Here is a 14852-nt window from a genome sequence, read left to right as displayed (position 1 = left end):
GGCCACCGTTATTTTTAACTCTTCCCAACCAACATGACCACCTTTGTTAGCGGCTGCTCCGGCCGTACTTTTCCCGAAAACGAGCAAGTGAGCGGCCTGCTTGTGCGCCAGCCCATTCTCGACCTGATTCAGCTGGACTACCCCAACTTTCAGCCCGACGATTCGCTGGCCGTCACTGAACTGAACGAGTACCGCCGCCGCTACCTGGAAAACTTCCTCGTGCGCGAAGTCGGGGAGCTGTCGGAGCTGGAAGAAACCGTGCTCAGCAACGTGCACGAGCGCCGCACCCTCACCGACAAGGTAGAAGAGCCAGCGCTGCCCCTGACCCTGGGCCAGCGCTGGGCCGACGGCATTGCCAGCTTCGGGGGCAGCTGGACCTTTATCCTGCTGTTTTTCGGCATCATCCTGGGCTGGATTCTGCTGAACGTGGCGCTGCTGCGCCGGCCGGGCTTCGACCCCTACCCATTCATCCTGCTCAACCTGCTGCTGTCCTGCCTGGCCGCGCTACAGGCCCCGGTGATTATGATGAGCCAGAACCGCCAGGAAGAAAAAGACCGGGAGCGCGCCAAAAAGGACTACATGATAAACCTGAAGGCCGAGCTGGAGCTCCGCATCATGCACGAAAAGCTCGACCACCTGACTCAGCAGCACGCCCTGGCCACCCAGCAGGTAGCGGAGGTGCTACAGGCCGTGCTGGGCCAGCCAGACAAGCGCCGCTAACGCCGGGCAACTGTCATCCGGTTGTGGCGGGCCGGCCACTCAGACAGGAAAATGTCGAAGGTGGGCCGGTAGGAATGGGACTATTTCCGGGCCAGAATCTTGAGCGGGCAGCGCCGGTTAAACAGCAACAGCACGATGCCTTCGGCCCAAACCAGGCCGCTGGCTACCCAGGTGCAGGCCGTTATTTTATCAGCCACGCCACTGTATGCCACGTAGCCGATGGCAGCCACAAAAAAAGGTCCACACGCTCGTGTGGACCTTTATTATTAGCAATATCTTATCCTAGGCAGTCACTCGCAAACCGCGTTAGATGCCTTCGAACAGCACGGCTTTGTCCAGATAATCCGGCACCGTTACGTTGGGCCAGCCCTGCTCCTGGCGCAGCGTCTGGGCCAGGGCTTCGGCCGCCCGGGGCTCGCCGTGCACGATGAAGGTGTGCTTGGGCGGCTGCTCGAAATTGCCCAGCCAGCGCAGCAGCTCCTGCCGGTCGGCGTGCGCCGAGAGGCCGCCGAGGTGCTCGACGTGGCAGCGCACGGGCACCAGCTCGCCGAACATCTTGATTTCGGTTTCGCCCTCCTGCAGGCGGTGGCCCCGGGTGCCCTCGGCCTGGTAGCCGATGAGCAGCAGCGTGTCGGCGGGGCGGGGCAGACGGTGGAACAGGTGGTGCACGATGCGCCCGCCGGTGCACATGCCGCTGGATGAGATGATGATGGCCTGCCCAGTGCGCTGGTTCAGGCCTTTGGACTCGCGGGATTCGGTCACGAACTTCACCCCGGGAAAGTCGAACACGTTGCCGTGCCCGAGGCGGTGGGCCGTGGGATGGCGCGGGTACAGGTCCGACACGCGAATGCCCATGGGGCTGTCGACGAACACCGGCACCTGGGGCACGCGGCCTTCCTTAATGAGCTTTTTGAGGTAGTAGAGCAGCGTTTGGGTGCGACCCACGGCGAAGGCGGCGATGAGCAGCACGCCGCCCCGGTCCAGGGCCTCGTTTACCACGCGGGCCACTTCGGCCTCGGGGTCGTCCACGCGCAGGTTGCGGTCGCCGTAGGTGGACTCGACCAGCAGCACGTCGGCCTGGGTGACGGGGGCCGGGTCGTGCATTACCGGGTTGTCGTAGCGGCCCAAATCGCCGCTGAACACCAGCTGCTTGCGCTGGCGCTCGCCCTGCACGGCCAGTTCCACGCTGGCCGAGCCCAGGATGTGGCCGGCTTCGCGGAAGGTGAGGGTAAGGGCGCCGTCGAGCAGGGCAAGCGGGGCGTTGTAGGCCACGCTTTCCACCAGGGGCAGCATGCGTTCCACGTCTTGCTGGGTGTAAAGGGCCTCGGCGGGGTTGTGCTTGGAGTAGCCTTTTTTGTTGGCAAAAGCAGCCTCTTCTTCCTGGAGCTTGGCCGAATCGAGCAGCATGATACTGAGCAGGTCGGCGGTGGGCTCGGTGCAGAAGATGCGGCCCCGGAAGCCGTCGCGTACCAGCTTGGGCAAGTAGCCGCTGTGGTCGATGTGGGCGTGGGTGAGAATGACGATGTCCACGTCGGCGGGCGTGAGCGGTAGCTCCTCGCGGTTGCGCAGTCGCAGCTCCTTCAGGCCCTGAAACAGGCCGCAGTCCACCATAATCTGGTGCCGGGCCGCGGGGCCGCCGTCGAGCGTGAGCAAGTATTTGGAGCCGGTGACGCAGTGGGCAGCGCCGAGAAATTGCAGACTAACGTCCATGCGGGGAGGGTGTGAATGGGGAGGGTGGAAATGCAGTACAAGACTACGGTCCAGCTCAACGCATCCCCATGACAAAAATCAAGGCCCCCGCCAACATTCGTCAGGCCCAACGAAGGGGTAGAGATGCTTCGACCAGCTCAGCACGACCTTTCTTATTTCTTATAAAAGCGAGGTCTTGTTCAAACAGGCTTTAAGCCCTGGCCCTACGGCCTAAGCCAATTAGTTACTGATGTTACGCAGGCCAAGGTGATGGCGCGGGGCTGTGCCCCGTGCCTAGTATTTGTCGGCCTCTGGCCGACGGTCGTTAATCGATTCCAGAACGATTTTAGGGCCAATTATTCTGGCGTTGCGGGCCAGAAGCCCGCAAATTGCAGACGTGGGGCACAGCCCCGCGCCATCACCTGCCTGCGTAACATCGGTCAGCTATTGAGCGGCTTGCGTCTCCACAAAATCCAGCAGCAGCTCCAGCAGCTCGGGGCGGATGGTGGGCTTGGGCCCGAGACGAGTTGAGGAATTCAGCGAGCTGCTTTGCAGCAAGGCGTGCAAGTCCGCTGCTTGCGCAACGCGGGAGCCCATGCTCCAATCGGCAAAGCTGCGTTCGACGCAATTCCCTTCCCCGAGCACCTGGCATTGATGGTGCCGTGGGTCGGATAGGATGTGCTCGTAGTAGAGCTTTCGCACGTCGGCTTCCTCGCCCTCCAGTATTTGGAGGAAGCGGCCGTCGGGCGAGTGCAGCAGCAGCCCCGTGACGTGCACTTGCCGGTTGTAGGTGCGGGACCACTCGAGCAGCGCCACCAGTTCGGCGTCGGAGAACGGCGCAACGGCGCGGCTTTGATAGATGAGGTGATAAAGGCCCATAGAAACGGCAAGGAAAATGTATCCCCCACACGAGTGCTGTGGGCAAGCGCCTGGCCCGAAGGAAACTGGCAGCAGGAACCTCGACCCTAGGCCGGGTTCTACGTGCTTCCTAACGAAGTTAACAGAGAATAGATACCCCGTGTGGCATAAGCAGCTTGCCAATTAGCTCAACTGCCAAGGGTGTGGGCTGGAATCCCTGTTCCTTCTCCTGCGGAAACAAGTAGGGCACCGTTCATAAGACCAATTTCTATTGGGCGACTACGCTTGCGGAGCTGAGCTTAAAGACCTTCCTCAAAGGCGGTAATGCTGAGCGCAGCCGAAGCATCTCTACCACGCAACTAGAGCCGTTTCGGAGTCATAGGGCTGTAGCGCGAACTTTGTAGTTCGCGTCCCCGGCGGAAACCCGAACGTCTGTAATGGCGCGTGGACGCGAACTACAGAGTTCGCGCTACAGCCCGACTGCACACCGACGCCGAAACCGCGCTAATCTCAATCAATTGGGTTAGTTGCGCGGTAAAGATGCTTCGACAAGCCAACCATGACCGTTCTCTTAAAACTATCGGGACAGGCTCTTACTCAACAGCAGCGGCACGATAGTTTCGCCCTCGGGCAAGCCGCCCTGCCGCAGCAGCTCCACGCCTTGCCGCATGAGCACGAAGCAGGGCAATTCGGTGGTGTGGAAGCTGTGCACGACGCTGGGGTGGCTCACTTCGTCCACCGTCAGCACCCGGATAGCCGCGCCCAGCTCCTGCTGCAAGGCAGCCAGCGCCGCCAGGGTGGCAGCCCGCACCTGCGGGGCCGTGCCGACGGGCGGCAGCAGCACTAGCAGCATCGCGGCATCGGCGGGCGGTAGCGACGAATGGTGAGGAACGGGCATTGGACCTGGGGTAAACTAGTGGCAGCAAATGTACCGGGCGAGGGCAGCGGCTCGTATGATGCCCATCAGGCAGCGAACTGACAATTGTCAGGTTCGGGCGCATTAATGCCGACCTTGCGGGGCGGCCTTGCTATTGCCAAGCTATTAACATTATTGTGGCGGCTTATTCTTTTCCCATGCGACCAAGCCCTTCCTCCAGCGTCCTCACCGATTTGCTGTATACCCAAGCCAAGGAATTCTTCGGGATTTACGACCCGGTCCAGGGCTGGTTCACGCAAGTGAACCCGGCCGGCGTGCGCCTGCTGGGATACCCCTCGGAAGACGTGTTTCTGGCGGACCCCGACCACTCGCTGCGCAAGCCCCCGTGGAGCGCCGTGCAGTGGCAGGACCTGTGCGAGCAGGCCCGGCGCGAAGGCCACCAAGCCGTGGAGGCCGAAATCCGGCGCCACACCGGCGAGGCCTTCAGCGCCTACCTGGAGCTGACCTACTTCGAGGACGGCGACCAGCCGTTCTTCCTGATTCATATCAGCAAGCAAAGCCGCCTGCAGCAGGCCGAGCGCGAGCTGGCCCACAGCGTGCGGCGCTTCGAGGCGGTGTTCACCAACGCCACCATCGGCATCATCGTGTGCAACCGGGCCGGCGACATCGTGTCGGCCAATGAGCTGGCCGGGCAGCAGTTTGGCTACCCGCCGGCCGAGCTGCTGGGCCGGCGCATCGAGGTACTGGTGCCCAACGCGGCCGGCCGGCACCACCAGCAGCTGCGCGAAAGCTTCAATGCCCACCCGCAGGTGCGCGGCATGGGCCACAACCGCGTGTTGCGCGGCCAGCGCCAGGACGGCACCGACTTTCCGGTGGAAGTGAGTTTGAGCTACTTCCACCTCGACGAGGAGCTGTACGTGGTGGCCTACGTGCTCGACATCACCGCCAAACACAACGCCGAGCTAGAACTATCGGCTCAGCAGGAGCGGGTGGCCCGCCTCAACGCCGACCTGGAGCAGAAAGTAGCCGACCGCACCCACGCCCTGATGAACACCCTGGAGCAGCTCGAGCAGCGCAGCCGGGAGCTAACGACGGCCCTGGCGGCCGAGCAGGAGTTGGGCGAGATGAAATCGCGCTTCGTGAGCATGGCCTCGCACGAATTCCGCACGCCCCTGACCGGCGTGCTCACTTCGGCCGAGCTGATTGCCGACTACGCCCAGGGCCCGCAAAAGGACAAGCAGCTCAAGCACGTGGACCGCATCCGCTCCTCGGTGAAGCAGCTGAACAACATTCTCGAGGAGTTTTTGTCGGTGGGCCGCATCGAGGAAGGCCGCGTGGAAGCCACGCCGGCCACCCTGAACATGGAGGCGCTGCTGGGCGAAACGGTGGCCGACGTACAGGCGCTGCTCAAAACCGGCCAGCGCATCGAGTGCGCGGCCGAGTGCGCCGGCCTCATTCGGCTGGACGCCTCGCTGCTGCGCAAAATCCTGGTCAACCTGCTGTCGAATGCCATCAAGTATTCCGGCGAAAACACTATTGTCCACGTCCGCGCCACCTGCCACAACCGGCAGCTCACGCTCAGCGTGGAGGACCAGGGCGTGGGCATTTCCCAGGAAGACCAGGAGCACCTGTTCGAGCGGTTTTTCCGGGCCCGCAACGTGAGCACCGTGCCCGGCACCGGCCTCGGGCTTTACATTATTGCCAAGTATTTGGAGCTGATGGGGGGCACCATCGCCCTGCGCAGCACCCTGGACGTGGGCACCACCGTCACCATCACCATTCCCTATGAAAACCATTCTGCTGATTGAAGACGACGTCGTTATCCGCGAAAACACGGCCGAGCTGCTCGAAATGGCTGGCTTCGCGGTGCTCACGGCCGAAAACGGCCAGCTGGGCGTGGCGCTGGCCCTGGCCACCAAGCCCGATTTGGTTATCTGCGACATCATGATGCCCGTGCTCGACGGCTACGGCGTGCTCCAGATTTTCAACCAGAACGCCCAGCTGGCCGGCGTGCCGTTCATCTTTCTGAGCGCCAAAACCGAGCGCATCGACCTGCGCCGCGGCATGGCCCTGGGCGCCGACGACTACCTGACCAAGCCCTTCGACAAAGCCGAGCTGCTGAGCGCCATCGCCGGCCGCCTCAACCGCTTCCAGCACCTCAAGCCCGAATACGACGCCACGACGCAAGGCCTGGGCGAGTTTCTGGACGATGCCCGCGCCGTGGGCAACTTGCACAGCTTGTCGGCCGACCGGAAAGTGCACGCCATTCGCAAGAAGCAGGACGTGTACCTCGAAGGCGACGAGCCCACGCGGGTGTACTTCGTGCAGGCCGGCCGGGTGAAAACCGTGAAAACCACCGACGGCGGCAAGGAGCTGATTACCGGCCTTTACGGCCCCGGCGAGTTCTTCGGCTACCTGCCCGTGCTCGACCACACGCCCCACACCGATTCGGCTGTGGCCGTGGAGGAATCGGAGCTGGTGTACATCCCGCAGGACGACTTTACTCAGCTCCTGCTGCGCAACCCCGAGGTGGGCCAGCAGTTCATCCGCCTGCTGGCGGGCCGCGTGAGCGAGCGGGAATCGCAGCTGCTGGCCATGGCCTACAGCTCCATCCGCCGCCGCGTAGCCGATACCCTGCTGCGCCTGCACGAGCAGGCCGGGCCGGAGGGCAGCATTCAGCTCTCGCGCGACGACATGGCCGCCATGGTCGGCACCGCGCCCGAGTCGCTGATTCGCACCCTGAGCGAGTTCAAAGCCGACGGGCTGATTGAGCTGGCGCCCAAGAACATCCGGGTGCTGGAGCCTGAGAAGCTGCGCCGGGCCCGCTGGTAGCCGAAGCTTCGTTTGCCGCTTCCGAGGCCGACGGGGGCTGACAAAGCTCATGCCGGCGGGTGAGGTTCGTCATGCCAGCGGCGAGAAGCGGCCGGTAGTTTTGGGCCATCCAAAGGCGGCAGTGCGGACGGTTTTCTGAATAGTACGGAATGCCGCTTGCCCTGCCGCCGCTACTCACCGGCTCATGACGCAAGAATTACAATTCGACCTGGAAAATAACGCGAGGGAATGGCTGGCGTTGTCGCGGTCCATTTCCTCGGCGGAGCGGGTGTCGTTCGGCAACGTGCACGACCGTTTTTTTACGCGCTACGGCCCGAACTTCATGGCCCACGTGTACCGCACGGCCATCGAGGAAGTGCTGCCGACCTTGCCGGGCGATGCCCGCAGCCAGCTGCTGGATGCTTTCCAGCAGGCCCTGGACGAGGCCATTCAGAAGCAGGCCTACGCCCTCCCTACGCTGTCGGACTGTGCGTCCTGCCACTCCCACAAGTTCTGACGGCGCTCGTTCGTCCTCAACGCAATTACTCCACCCCTTCCCAATGACCTTGACCTACCCACCCCTAAAATCCGGCAGCCTGCTGGCAGGCAGCCACCCCGCCGCTGGCGAACAAAAAGCCCTGGTACTGCTGGAGAAAAACGGCCAGAAGGTCATCTACAAAACCTTCGCAACGGGCGAAATCATGCCCACCCACCACGCTTCCGTCGACGTGTTGGTGACGGTGCTGACCGGCCGACTCATCATCACCCAGGAAGAAGTACCGACGGAAGTAACGGCCGGTGACTACGTCATCATTCCCACTGGCGCGCCGCATTCGCTGCACTGCCTGGAAGCCGCCCGGATTCTGATTTACCGGTAGTTTCCCTTTCTGGATAGAGCTGGAGGGCGTCTAAGCAAGCGTGATAGCTGCGGACCCGATTTCTTGCCCACCTTCAAAGTATTCGGCACCCTGAAAACAGCATATTTGGTGTTTTCATCGGCTTTAAAGCGCTTTTTTAGAGCAATTTCCACATCAGGGCACTTGGCAAGCAGTAGCGCGAACTCTGTAGTTCGCGTGCCAGAACGAGCTAGCGGCGCGGGGACGCGAACTACAAAGTTCGCGCTACAAAAAGCAGCTTGCACACCAAATTGGGAACCGCATCTACGCAGTTAATTGTGCCCTTTTAAACGGCAGCGCTATTAGCCCAGGTTATATCAGAGAGAGCGGGTTGCGTTCGCGCAAGCGGTGCTCAAACAGCGTGGCAATGCTGCGGGCGCGCACCCTGGCTTCTTCCGCCTTAGGGCCAGCGAACAGCTCATCTACCGTTGCCTCAAACAAGGCCAGCCAGCGCTGAAAGTGGTCAGCCCCGATGGGCAGCGGCAGGTGCTTGGGAAAGGGCCGGCCGTGGTAGCGCGTGGTGCCCAGCAGCAGGCTGCTCCAGAAATCGTACATCACGGGCAGGTGGTGGGGCCAGTCGACGTGGGCGAAGTCGTTGAAAATCGGGCCCAGCAGCGCATCATCCACAACTTTGGCATAAAACCCATCGACGAGCAGCCGGATGTCAGCCTCGGAAGTGATGTCGGGCAGGGAGTTGGTCATGATTATTAAAGAAGCTGCGGGTTGGCTTTGCGCAACGCCAGTTCAAAGATGCGGCTTTGGAACATTAGCGGGGCTGAAATGAATCATCCGAGAGACTGACGTTCATCAGTTTTTCGCCAAGCCGCAAACCGGAGCTTTGAGGCTGCCAACCCCCTGCCCGCCCGTGACCACCACCGCTGCTCCCGAAACTACCACCCGCGTTGCCTGCACTCACTGCGGCGATGACTGCCCCGACGAGCCCATTGCGCTAAGCGGCCAGCCCGAGCTGCATTTCTGCTGCCAGGGCTGCAAGGCCGTGTACGAACTGCTGGACGCCAGTAACCTGTGCACCTACTACCGCCTCGACGAACAGCCCGGCCAGCGCGTAAAAACGGTGGAGCTGCCCGGCCGCTTCGACTACCTCGACCTGGAATCGGTGCAAAGCCAGCTGCTCGCCTTCCGCTCCCCTACCCTGGCCAGGCTCACGCTCACCATCCCGCAGATGCACTGCGCCTCCTGCATCTGGCTGCTGGAGAACCTATTCAAGCTGAACGCGGGCATCCGGGAGTCGCGGGTGAATTTTCTGCGCAAAGAGCTGACGGTAAGCTACCAGCCGGCCACCACCAGCCTGAAAGAAGTAGTGACCTTGCTGGCCGCCATCAACTACGAGCCCCAGATTACGCTGGCCGAACTGGGCGCCCAGCCCCACGCCGCCAGCCGCACGCTGTACTACCAGCTGGGCGTGGCGGCCTTCGGCTTCGGCAACGTGATGCTGCTGGCCTTTCCCGACTACTTTTCCTTTACTGAGGGGCTGCACACTGCCTTCGGGCGGTTTTTTGGCGGCTTGAGCTTGCTGCTGGCCTTGCCGGTACTGCTGGTAAGTGCGCGCAGCTTCTACCAATCGGCCTGGCAGGGGCTGCGGCAGCGCTACATCAACCTTGATTTTCCCATCAGCCTCGGTCTCACGGCCCTGTTTGTGACCAGCGTGTTCGACGTGCTAACGCAGCGCGGGCCGGGTTACTTCGACTCGTTCACGGGTTTGGTCTTCTTCATGCTCATCGGCAAATGGGTGCAGCAGCACAGCTACGACGCCCTGCGCTTCGACCGCGACTTCACCTCCTACTTTCCGGTGGCTGTCACGCTGCTTACCAAAGCCGGCGAGCAGTCGGTGTCGGTGAAGGAGCTGCAGGCCGGCCAGCGAATCCGGGTACGGCACCAGGAAATTATTCCGGCCGATGCCGTGCTACTGCGTGGGGTGGGTTTGATTGACTACAGCTTCGTGTCGGGCGAGAGCGTGCCCGTGGCCAAGGCCGTGGGCGAGGTGGTGTATGCGGGCGGGCGGCAGGTGGGCGAATCCGTGGAGCTGGAGGTGGTGCGCGAAGTGTCGCAGGGCTACCTCACCCAGCTCTGGAACAACCCCGCGTTCGAAAAGGAAGCCCGGCCCACCCTCGAAACCTACGCCAACCACGTCGGCCGATACTTCGTGGCCCTGACGCTGACGCTGGCCATCGGCTCGGTGCTGTACTGGTACCCCAAGGACCCGCAGATGGCTTTGCGCGCCTTTACATCGGTGCTGATTATTGCCTGCCCTTGCGCGCTGTCGCTGGCCACGCCCTTCGCCATGGGCGCCGCGCTGCGGGTGCTGGGCCGCCGCCAGCTCTACCTGAAAAATGCCGCCGTCATCGAAACCCTGAGCCGGGCCGATACGCTGGTCTTTGACAAAACCGGTACGCTCACCGACGCCCATCGCGCCGTTGTCAGCTTCTGCGGCCCGGCCCTATCCAGTGAGGATGCGCAACGTGTGGCGGCACTCGTCGGGCAATCCACGCACCCACTGAGCCAGCGGCTAGCGCTGCATTTGGGGCCTTCTGCTTTTAGAATTGACGAGTACACTGAAATCCCCGGCCAGGGCATTAGCGGTGTGGTTGCGGGCACGTCGGTCCGCGTGGGCTCAGCTGCTTTTATTGGTGCTGATGTCCCCAGCGAAGCTTCGGAAGAACGTAGCTCCAAAGTGTACGTTGCCCTAGATGGACAGCCCTGCGGGCACTATGCCATCCAAAGTGATTACCGCGAGAACCTGCCGACGCTACTGAAGAACCTCGGCCAGCGCTACCGCCTGGCGCTGCTTACGGGCGATAACGACGCGGACATCATCCGACTGCGCCAACTGTTCGGGGCCGAAGCAGAGCTGCGGTTTCAGCAGTCGCCGCTCGAAAAGCTAGCCTTTGTAGAAGCGCTGCAGCAGCAGGGCCGGCGGGTGGTGATGGTGGGTGATGGCCTCAACGACGCCGGCGCCCTGCAACGGGCCGACGTCGGCATTGCCCTCACCGAGACGCTCACCAACTTTTCCCCCGCCTGCGATGCCATTCTGGAAGCCAGCAGTTTCGGCCGGCTGGCCACCATTCTGCGCTTCGCCCGCGACTGCCGCTTCATCGTGCTGGCCACCTTCGGGCTCTCCTTCTGCTACAACGGCATTGGCCTGAGTTTGGCGGTGCAGGGCCTGCTCACGCCCATTGCCTCGGCCATCCTCATGCCCATCAGCTCGCTCAGCGTGATGGCGTTTGCCACCCTGCTTGTGCGCTACGCCGCCCACCGCCGCCAGCTTTAAAATAACCCTGACATGACCATTATTTTCCTGCTTATCGGCATCAGCCTGATAGTCGCGCTGCTTTTTCTCGGTGCCTTTCTGTGGGCCGTGCGCTCGGGCCAGTACGAGGACACTTACACGCCCGCCGTGCGGATGCTGTTCGATGAAACGGACGATACCGAAACCAAAGGCTCATAAAGAGACCCAGTCACCTGACATCAATCAGCCGCGCGGCTGACGTTCGTCATCTTTTCAGATATGCCCTTGGGGGACCTTTGAAGCAGTTAAAACACTCTTCTCAGGCCATGCAAGCTGAACTAGAATTACCCACTACTGGGACGCAGCCGCTCCTGGTGGCCCCGCCGCCCGCGCGGGGGATTGAAACCTTCTTCTACGACAACAAGATTGTCCGCGACTTTGGCATTGCCACCGTCATCTGGGGAATTATTGGGATGCTGGTCGGGGTGCTGGCCGCCTTTCAGCTGGCCCGGCCCGAGGTGAACCTGGGCAACGCTTACACCACCTTCGGCCGCATCCGGCCGCTGCACACCAACGCCGTGATTTTCGCCTTTGTAGGCAACGGCATTTTCACGGGGGTGTACTACTCGCTGCAGCGCCTGTGCAAGACGCGCATGTTCTCCGATGTGCTCAGCAAGGTGCACTTCTGGGGCTGGCAGCTCATCATCGTTTCGGCAGTGATTTCGCTGCCGCTGGGCCTGACCACTTCCAAGGAATATGCCGAGCTGGAGTGGCCCATCGACATTGCCATCACGCTAGTGTGGGTGGTGTTTGGCTGGAACATGTTCGGCACCATTGCCCGGCGGCGCGAGCGGCACCTGTACGTGGGTATCTGGTTCTACATCGCCACCTTCCTCACCGTAGCCGTGCTGCACATTGTAAACTCGGCGGCTCTGCCGGTGAGCTTCATGAAAAGCTATTCGGCCTACGCCGGCGTGCAGGACGCGCTGGTGCAGTGGTGGTACGGCCACAACGCCGTGGCCTTCTTCCTGACCACGCCCTACCTGGGCATGATGTACTACTTCCTGCCCAAGGCAGCAGAGCGGCCGGTGTACTCCTACCGTCTGAGCATCATTCACTTCTGGTCGCTGATTTTCATTTACATCTGGGCCGGCCCCCACCATCTGCTCTACACCGCCCTGCCCGACTGGGCCCAAAGCCTGGGCGTGGCCTTCAGCATCATGCTGATTGCACCGAGCTGGGGCGGCATGATTAACGGCCTGCTGACCCTGCGCGGCGCCTGGGACAAGGTGCGCACCGAGCCCGTGCTCAAGTTCTTCGTCGTAGCCATTACGGCCTACGGTATGGCCACCTTCGAAGGCCCCATGCTGGCTTTGAAGAACGTGAATGCCCTGGCCCACTTTACCGACTGGATTGTAGCCCACGTGCACGTAGGGGCCCTGGGCTGGAACGGCTTCCTGACCTTCGGCATGCTCTACTGGCTCTGGCCGCGCCTCTACAAAACGCCGCTGCACTCCACTAAACTGGCCAACACCCACTTCTGGCTGGGCACCTTCGGCATCCTGTTCTACGCCATTCCGATGTACTGGTCGGGCTTCACGCAGGGGCTGATGTGGAAGCAGTTCAACGCCGAGGGCATGCTGCAATACCCCAATTTCCTGGAAACCGTGCTGCAGCTCGTGCCCATGTACTACCTGCGCGGCATCGGCGGGGTGCTCTACCTGAGCGGCGTGTTCCTGATGATGTACAACCTGTACAAAACGGCCAAAAGCGGTACGCTGCTAGTCAACGAAAAAGCCGAAGCGCCCGCCCTCCTACCCGCCGCCGAGGACCCGCACGCCACCGGTGGCCACTGGCACCGCTGGATTGAGCGCCGCCCCTTTCAGTTAGCCGTGGGCGCTACAGTGGCCATCCTCATTGGCGGCATTATCGAGATGGTGCCGATGTTCTTGGTGAAGAGCAACGTGCCCACCATCGCCTCGGTGAAGCCTTACACCTCGCTGGAATTGCAGGGCCGCGACCTCTACATCAAGGAAGGCTGCTCGAACTGCCACACCCAGATGGTGCGGCCCTTCCGCTCCGAAACCGAGCGCTACGGCGAGTACAGCAAGGCCGGTGAGTTTGTATATGACCGGCCCTTCCTCTGGGGCAGCAAGCGCACCGGGCCCGACTTGCACCGCCTGGGCGGCAAATACCCGCACTCCTGGCACTACAACCACATGATGGACCCCACCAGCATGTCGCCCGGCTCCATCATGCCGCCCTACCCGTGGCTGCTCGACAACGAAATCGACTACACGGACCTGCCGGCTAAAATCCGGGTGCTCCAACAGTTGGGCACCCCCTACCCCGCCGGCTACGACCAACAAGCCGTGGCCGACGCGCAAAAGCAAGCCCAGGGCATTGTGGCCGACCTGAAGAAGGAAGATATCGAGGTGAAATCCGACCGGGAAATCGTGGCCTTGATTGCCTACCTCCAGCGCCTGGGCACCGACATCAAAGTGAAGCCCGAGCAGGCCGCGGCCTCTGCCGAAGCCGCCGCGCAGTAGCGTGGACTCTGCGAGTCCGCGCGTGAACGAAACTCCCGCAACCCACCATACGCGGACTCGCAGAGTCCACGCTACAACCTCCTCACCATGTACAAAGAAGTTCTGCAGTCCATCACGGGCATTTCGATTTACCCGCTCATCTCCTTCGTCATCTTCTTTCTCTTTTTCCTGGCCCTGCTGGTGTACGTGCTGGTTGCCAACCGCCAGCACATCAACGCCATGAGCATGCTGCCCCTGCTGGAAGACGAGCCACTGACGCCTAACTCCAACCCCTCATGTTAGCGCCCATGAAACCCATCCGATTAGCGTTGCTGACTGCGGCCGGCCTGGTGCTGCGCGGCGTGGCCCGCGCCCAAACCCCGGAAGCCACCGCGCCAGCTAAAGCCGCCGGCATGAGCGAGCAGGAAGTGCTGTTCTGGCTATTAATGGGGTTGCTGGGGCTGCTGCTGGGCGCGCTGCTGCTGGTGGGCATCACCATCGTGGTGCAGATGAAGCCGCAGCTTCGCCAGCTCTACGACCTGCCCACGGTGCACAACACCTGGAGCGGCAAGGTGCTGGGCCTGCTGGTGGGCGACGCGACGCTGGTGCGCGGCGAGTACAAGGACGAGATGCTCGACCACGACTACGACGGCATCCACGAGTTCGACAACGACTTGCCGCCGTGGTGGAAGTACGGGTTTGGCTTCACCATCGTGTTTGCTTTCGTCTACGTGGGCTACTACCACCTTACCACGAAAGGCCAGTTGCAAGTGGCTGAGTACGAAACCGAGATGCGTCAGGCGGCCCTGCTCGTCTCGGCTGGTTCCGACGACCCCACCAAACTCACCACCTACCTGGCCCTGACCACCGCGGCCGACCTGGGCGAAGGCAAGTCCATCTACACCACCAACTGCGCCCCCTGCCACGGGGCCAACGCCGAGGGCAAAGTCGGCCCCAACCTGACCGACGAATACTGGCTGCACGGCGGCGAGGTGAACCACGTGTACAAAACCATCAAGTACGGCATTCCGAGCAAAGGCATGGTGGCCTGGAAAGGCAAGCTCTCGGGCAAGCAGATTCTGCAGGTCACGTCCTACGCGCTGAGTTTGCAAGGTTCAAATCCCGCGAATGCCAAGCCGCCCCAGGGCGAAAAAGAAGTTCCTGGCGGAAAGCCGGTGGCCGGGCTCTAGCGCTGGCACCTCACCCCCGACCCCTCTCCCGCGGAG

Annotated in this window: 15 protein-coding genes; 10 read left to right on the top strand and 5 right to left on the bottom strand. The window is 62.0% G+C overall.

Annotated elements, in window-relative coordinates; translation table 11 throughout:
* Nucleotides 1–33 precede the first annotated feature (33 nt).
* Entirely contained in the window at nt 34–720 is a 687-nt protein-coding gene (locus tag BMZ66_RS03625) for a DUF1003 domain-containing protein (RefSeq protein ID WP_092669047.1), read from the top strand.
* An 80-nt stretch (nt 721–800) separates the two neighbouring features.
* On the opposite strand, the gene BMZ66_RS25465 is transcribed toward BMZ66_RS03625, so the two are convergent.
* The 4 genes from BMZ66_RS25465 to BMZ66_RS03610 all read right to left on the bottom strand — a co-directional run bounded on the left by BMZ66_RS25465 (nt 801) and on the right by BMZ66_RS03610 (nt 4165).
* Nucleotides 801–950 (bottom strand): hypothetical protein, encoded by a 150-nt coding sequence (locus BMZ66_RS25465; protein ID WP_177204580.1) that lies wholly within the window; start codon nt 948–950, stop codon nt 801–803.
* 76 nt (nt 951–1026) lie between these two features.
* Nucleotides 1027–2430 (bottom strand): MBL fold metallo-hydrolase RNA specificity domain-containing protein, encoded by a 1404-nt coding sequence (locus tag BMZ66_RS03620; protein ID WP_092669045.1) that lies wholly within the window; start codon nt 2428–2430, stop codon nt 1027–1029.
* Nucleotides 2431–2853: 423 nt separating this feature from the next.
* Nucleotides 2854–3288 carry a BLUF domain-containing protein gene (locus BMZ66_RS03615; RefSeq protein WP_092669043.1) on the bottom strand — a complete coding sequence of 145 codons (435 nt, stop codon included), beginning with the start codon at nt 3286–3288 and terminating at the stop codon, nt 2854–2856.
* Between the two features lie 556 nt (nt 3289–3844).
* Nucleotides 3845–4165: a hypothetical protein gene (locus tag BMZ66_RS03610; RefSeq protein ID WP_092669041.1), complete on the bottom strand. Its 321-nt coding sequence runs from the start codon at nt 4163–4165 to the stop codon at nt 3845–3847.
* Between the two features lie 176 nt (nt 4166–4341).
* Between BMZ66_RS03610 and BMZ66_RS03605 the strand changes: the two genes are divergently transcribed.
* The 4 genes from BMZ66_RS03605 to BMZ66_RS03595 all read left to right on the top strand — a co-directional run bounded on the left by BMZ66_RS03605 (nt 4342) and on the right by BMZ66_RS03595 (nt 7833).
* Nucleotides 4342–5952 carry a sensor histidine kinase gene (locus BMZ66_RS03605; RefSeq protein ID WP_092669039.1) on the top strand — a complete coding sequence of 537 codons (1611 nt, stop codon included), beginning with the start codon at nt 4342–4344 and terminating at the stop codon, nt 5950–5952.
* Nucleotides 5930–6976: a response regulator gene (locus tag BMZ66_RS03600; protein WP_092669037.1), complete on the top strand. Its 1047-nt coding sequence runs from the start codon at nt 5930–5932 to the stop codon at nt 6974–6976. Before BMZ66_RS03605 ends, BMZ66_RS03600 begins: the two co-directional genes overlap by 23 nt.
* 184 nt (nt 6977–7160) lie before the next feature.
* Nucleotides 7161–7472 (top strand): hypothetical protein, encoded by a 312-nt coding sequence (locus BMZ66_RS25025; RefSeq protein WP_143080041.1) that lies wholly within the window; start codon nt 7161–7163, stop codon nt 7470–7472.
* A gap of 43 nt (nt 7473–7515) precedes the next feature.
* Nucleotides 7516–7833, top strand: coding sequence for a cupin domain-containing protein (locus BMZ66_RS03595; protein WP_177204579.1), 318 nt, complete (start codon nt 7516–7518; stop codon nt 7831–7833).
* A 330-nt stretch (nt 7834–8163) separates the two neighbouring features.
* On the opposite strand, the gene BMZ66_RS03590 is transcribed toward BMZ66_RS03595, so the two are convergent.
* Nucleotides 8164–8553 carry a group III truncated hemoglobin gene (locus tag BMZ66_RS03590; protein ID WP_092669033.1) on the bottom strand — a complete coding sequence of 130 codons (390 nt, stop codon included), beginning with the start codon at nt 8551–8553 and terminating at the stop codon, nt 8164–8166.
* Between the two features lie 163 nt (nt 8554–8716).
* Here BMZ66_RS03590 and BMZ66_RS03585 point away from each other — a divergent pair, with 163 nt between their 5' ends.
* From BMZ66_RS03585 to BMZ66_RS03565, 5 genes are all read left to right on the top strand, one after another.
* Complete coding sequence (locus BMZ66_RS03585; protein ID WP_092669031.1) at nt 8717–11140, top strand: heavy metal translocating P-type ATPase; 2424 nt, start codon at nt 8717–8719, stop codon at nt 11138–11140.
* 12 nt (nt 11141–11152) lie between these two features.
* Nucleotides 11153–11317: a cbb3-type cytochrome oxidase assembly protein CcoS gene (gene ccoS, locus BMZ66_RS03580; RefSeq protein ID WP_092669029.1), complete on the top strand. Its 165-nt coding sequence runs from the start codon at nt 11153–11155 to the stop codon at nt 11315–11317.
* Between the two features lie 107 nt (nt 11318–11424).
* Nucleotides 11425–13647 (top strand): cytochrome-c oxidase, cbb3-type subunit I, encoded by a 2223-nt coding sequence (gene ccoN / locus BMZ66_RS03575; RefSeq protein WP_092669027.1) that lies wholly within the window; start codon nt 11425–11427, stop codon nt 13645–13647.
* Nucleotides 13648–13734: 87 nt separating this feature from the next.
* Entirely contained in the window at nt 13735–13929 is a 195-nt protein-coding gene (locus BMZ66_RS03570) for a hypothetical protein (RefSeq protein ID WP_092669025.1), read from the top strand.
* 5 nt (nt 13930–13934) lie between these two features.
* Entirely contained in the window at nt 13935–14816 is an 882-nt protein-coding gene (locus BMZ66_RS03565; RefSeq protein ID WP_234794961.1) for a cbb3-type cytochrome c oxidase N-terminal domain-containing protein, read from the top strand.
* Nucleotides 14817–14852: the final 36 nt, after the last annotated feature.

The organism is Hymenobacter arizonensis, assembly GCF_900115775.1.
Classification (GTDB): domain Bacteria; phylum Bacteroidota; class Bacteroidia; order Cytophagales; family Hymenobacteraceae; genus Hymenobacter; species Hymenobacter arizonensis.
Note: the sequence above shows the minus strand (reverse complement) of the source record. Positions and strands in the feature narration are given on the sequence as shown.

What these genes read in the sequence shown, in the direction of transcription:
- ccoN (WP_092669027.1), top strand. Translation starts at nt 11,425, where the DNA reads ATGCAAGCTGAACTAGAATTACCCACTACTGGGACGCAGCCGCTCCTG.
- BMZ66_RS03570 (WP_092669025.1), top strand. Translation starts at nt 13,735, where the DNA reads ATGTACAAAGAAGTTCTGCAGTCCATCACGGGCATTTCGATTTACCCG.
- BMZ66_RS03590 (WP_092669033.1), bottom strand. Translation starts at nt 8,553, where the DNA reads ATGACCAACTCCCTGCCCGACATCACTTCCGAGGCTGACATCCGGCTG.
- BMZ66_RS03565 (WP_234794961.1), top strand. Translation starts at nt 13,935, where the DNA reads ATGAAACCCATCCGATTAGCGTTGCTGACTGCGGCCGGCCTGGTGCTG.
- BMZ66_RS03600 (WP_092669037.1), top strand. Translation starts at nt 5,930, where the DNA reads ATGAAAACCATTCTGCTGATTGAAGACGACGTCGTTATCCGCGAAAAC.
- BMZ66_RS25025 (WP_143080041.1), top strand. Translation starts at nt 7,161, where the DNA reads ATGACGCAAGAATTACAATTCGACCTGGAAAATAACGCGAGGGAATGG.
- BMZ66_RS03595 (WP_177204579.1), top strand. Translation starts at nt 7,516, where the DNA reads ATGACCTTGACCTACCCACCCCTAAAATCCGGCAGCCTGCTGGCAGGC.
- BMZ66_RS03620 (WP_092669045.1), bottom strand. Translation starts at nt 2,430, where the DNA reads ATGGACGTTAGTCTGCAATTTCTCGGCGCTGCCCACTGCGTCACCGGC.
- ccoS (WP_092669029.1), top strand. Translation starts at nt 11,153, where the DNA reads ATGACCATTATTTTCCTGCTTATCGGCATCAGCCTGATAGTCGCGCTG.
- BMZ66_RS03625 (WP_092669047.1), top strand. Translation starts at nt 34, where the DNA reads ATGACCACCTTTGTTAGCGGCTGCTCCGGCCGTACTTTTCCCGAAAAC.
- BMZ66_RS03610 (WP_092669041.1), bottom strand. Translation starts at nt 4,165, where the DNA reads ATGCCCGTTCCTCACCATTCGTCGCTACCGCCCGCCGATGCCGCGATG.
- BMZ66_RS03605 (WP_092669039.1), top strand. Translation starts at nt 4,342, where the DNA reads ATGCGACCAAGCCCTTCCTCCAGCGTCCTCACCGATTTGCTGTATACC.
- BMZ66_RS03615 (WP_092669043.1), bottom strand. Translation starts at nt 3,288, where the DNA reads ATGGGCCTTTATCACCTCATCTATCAAAGCCGCGCCGTTGCGCCGTTC.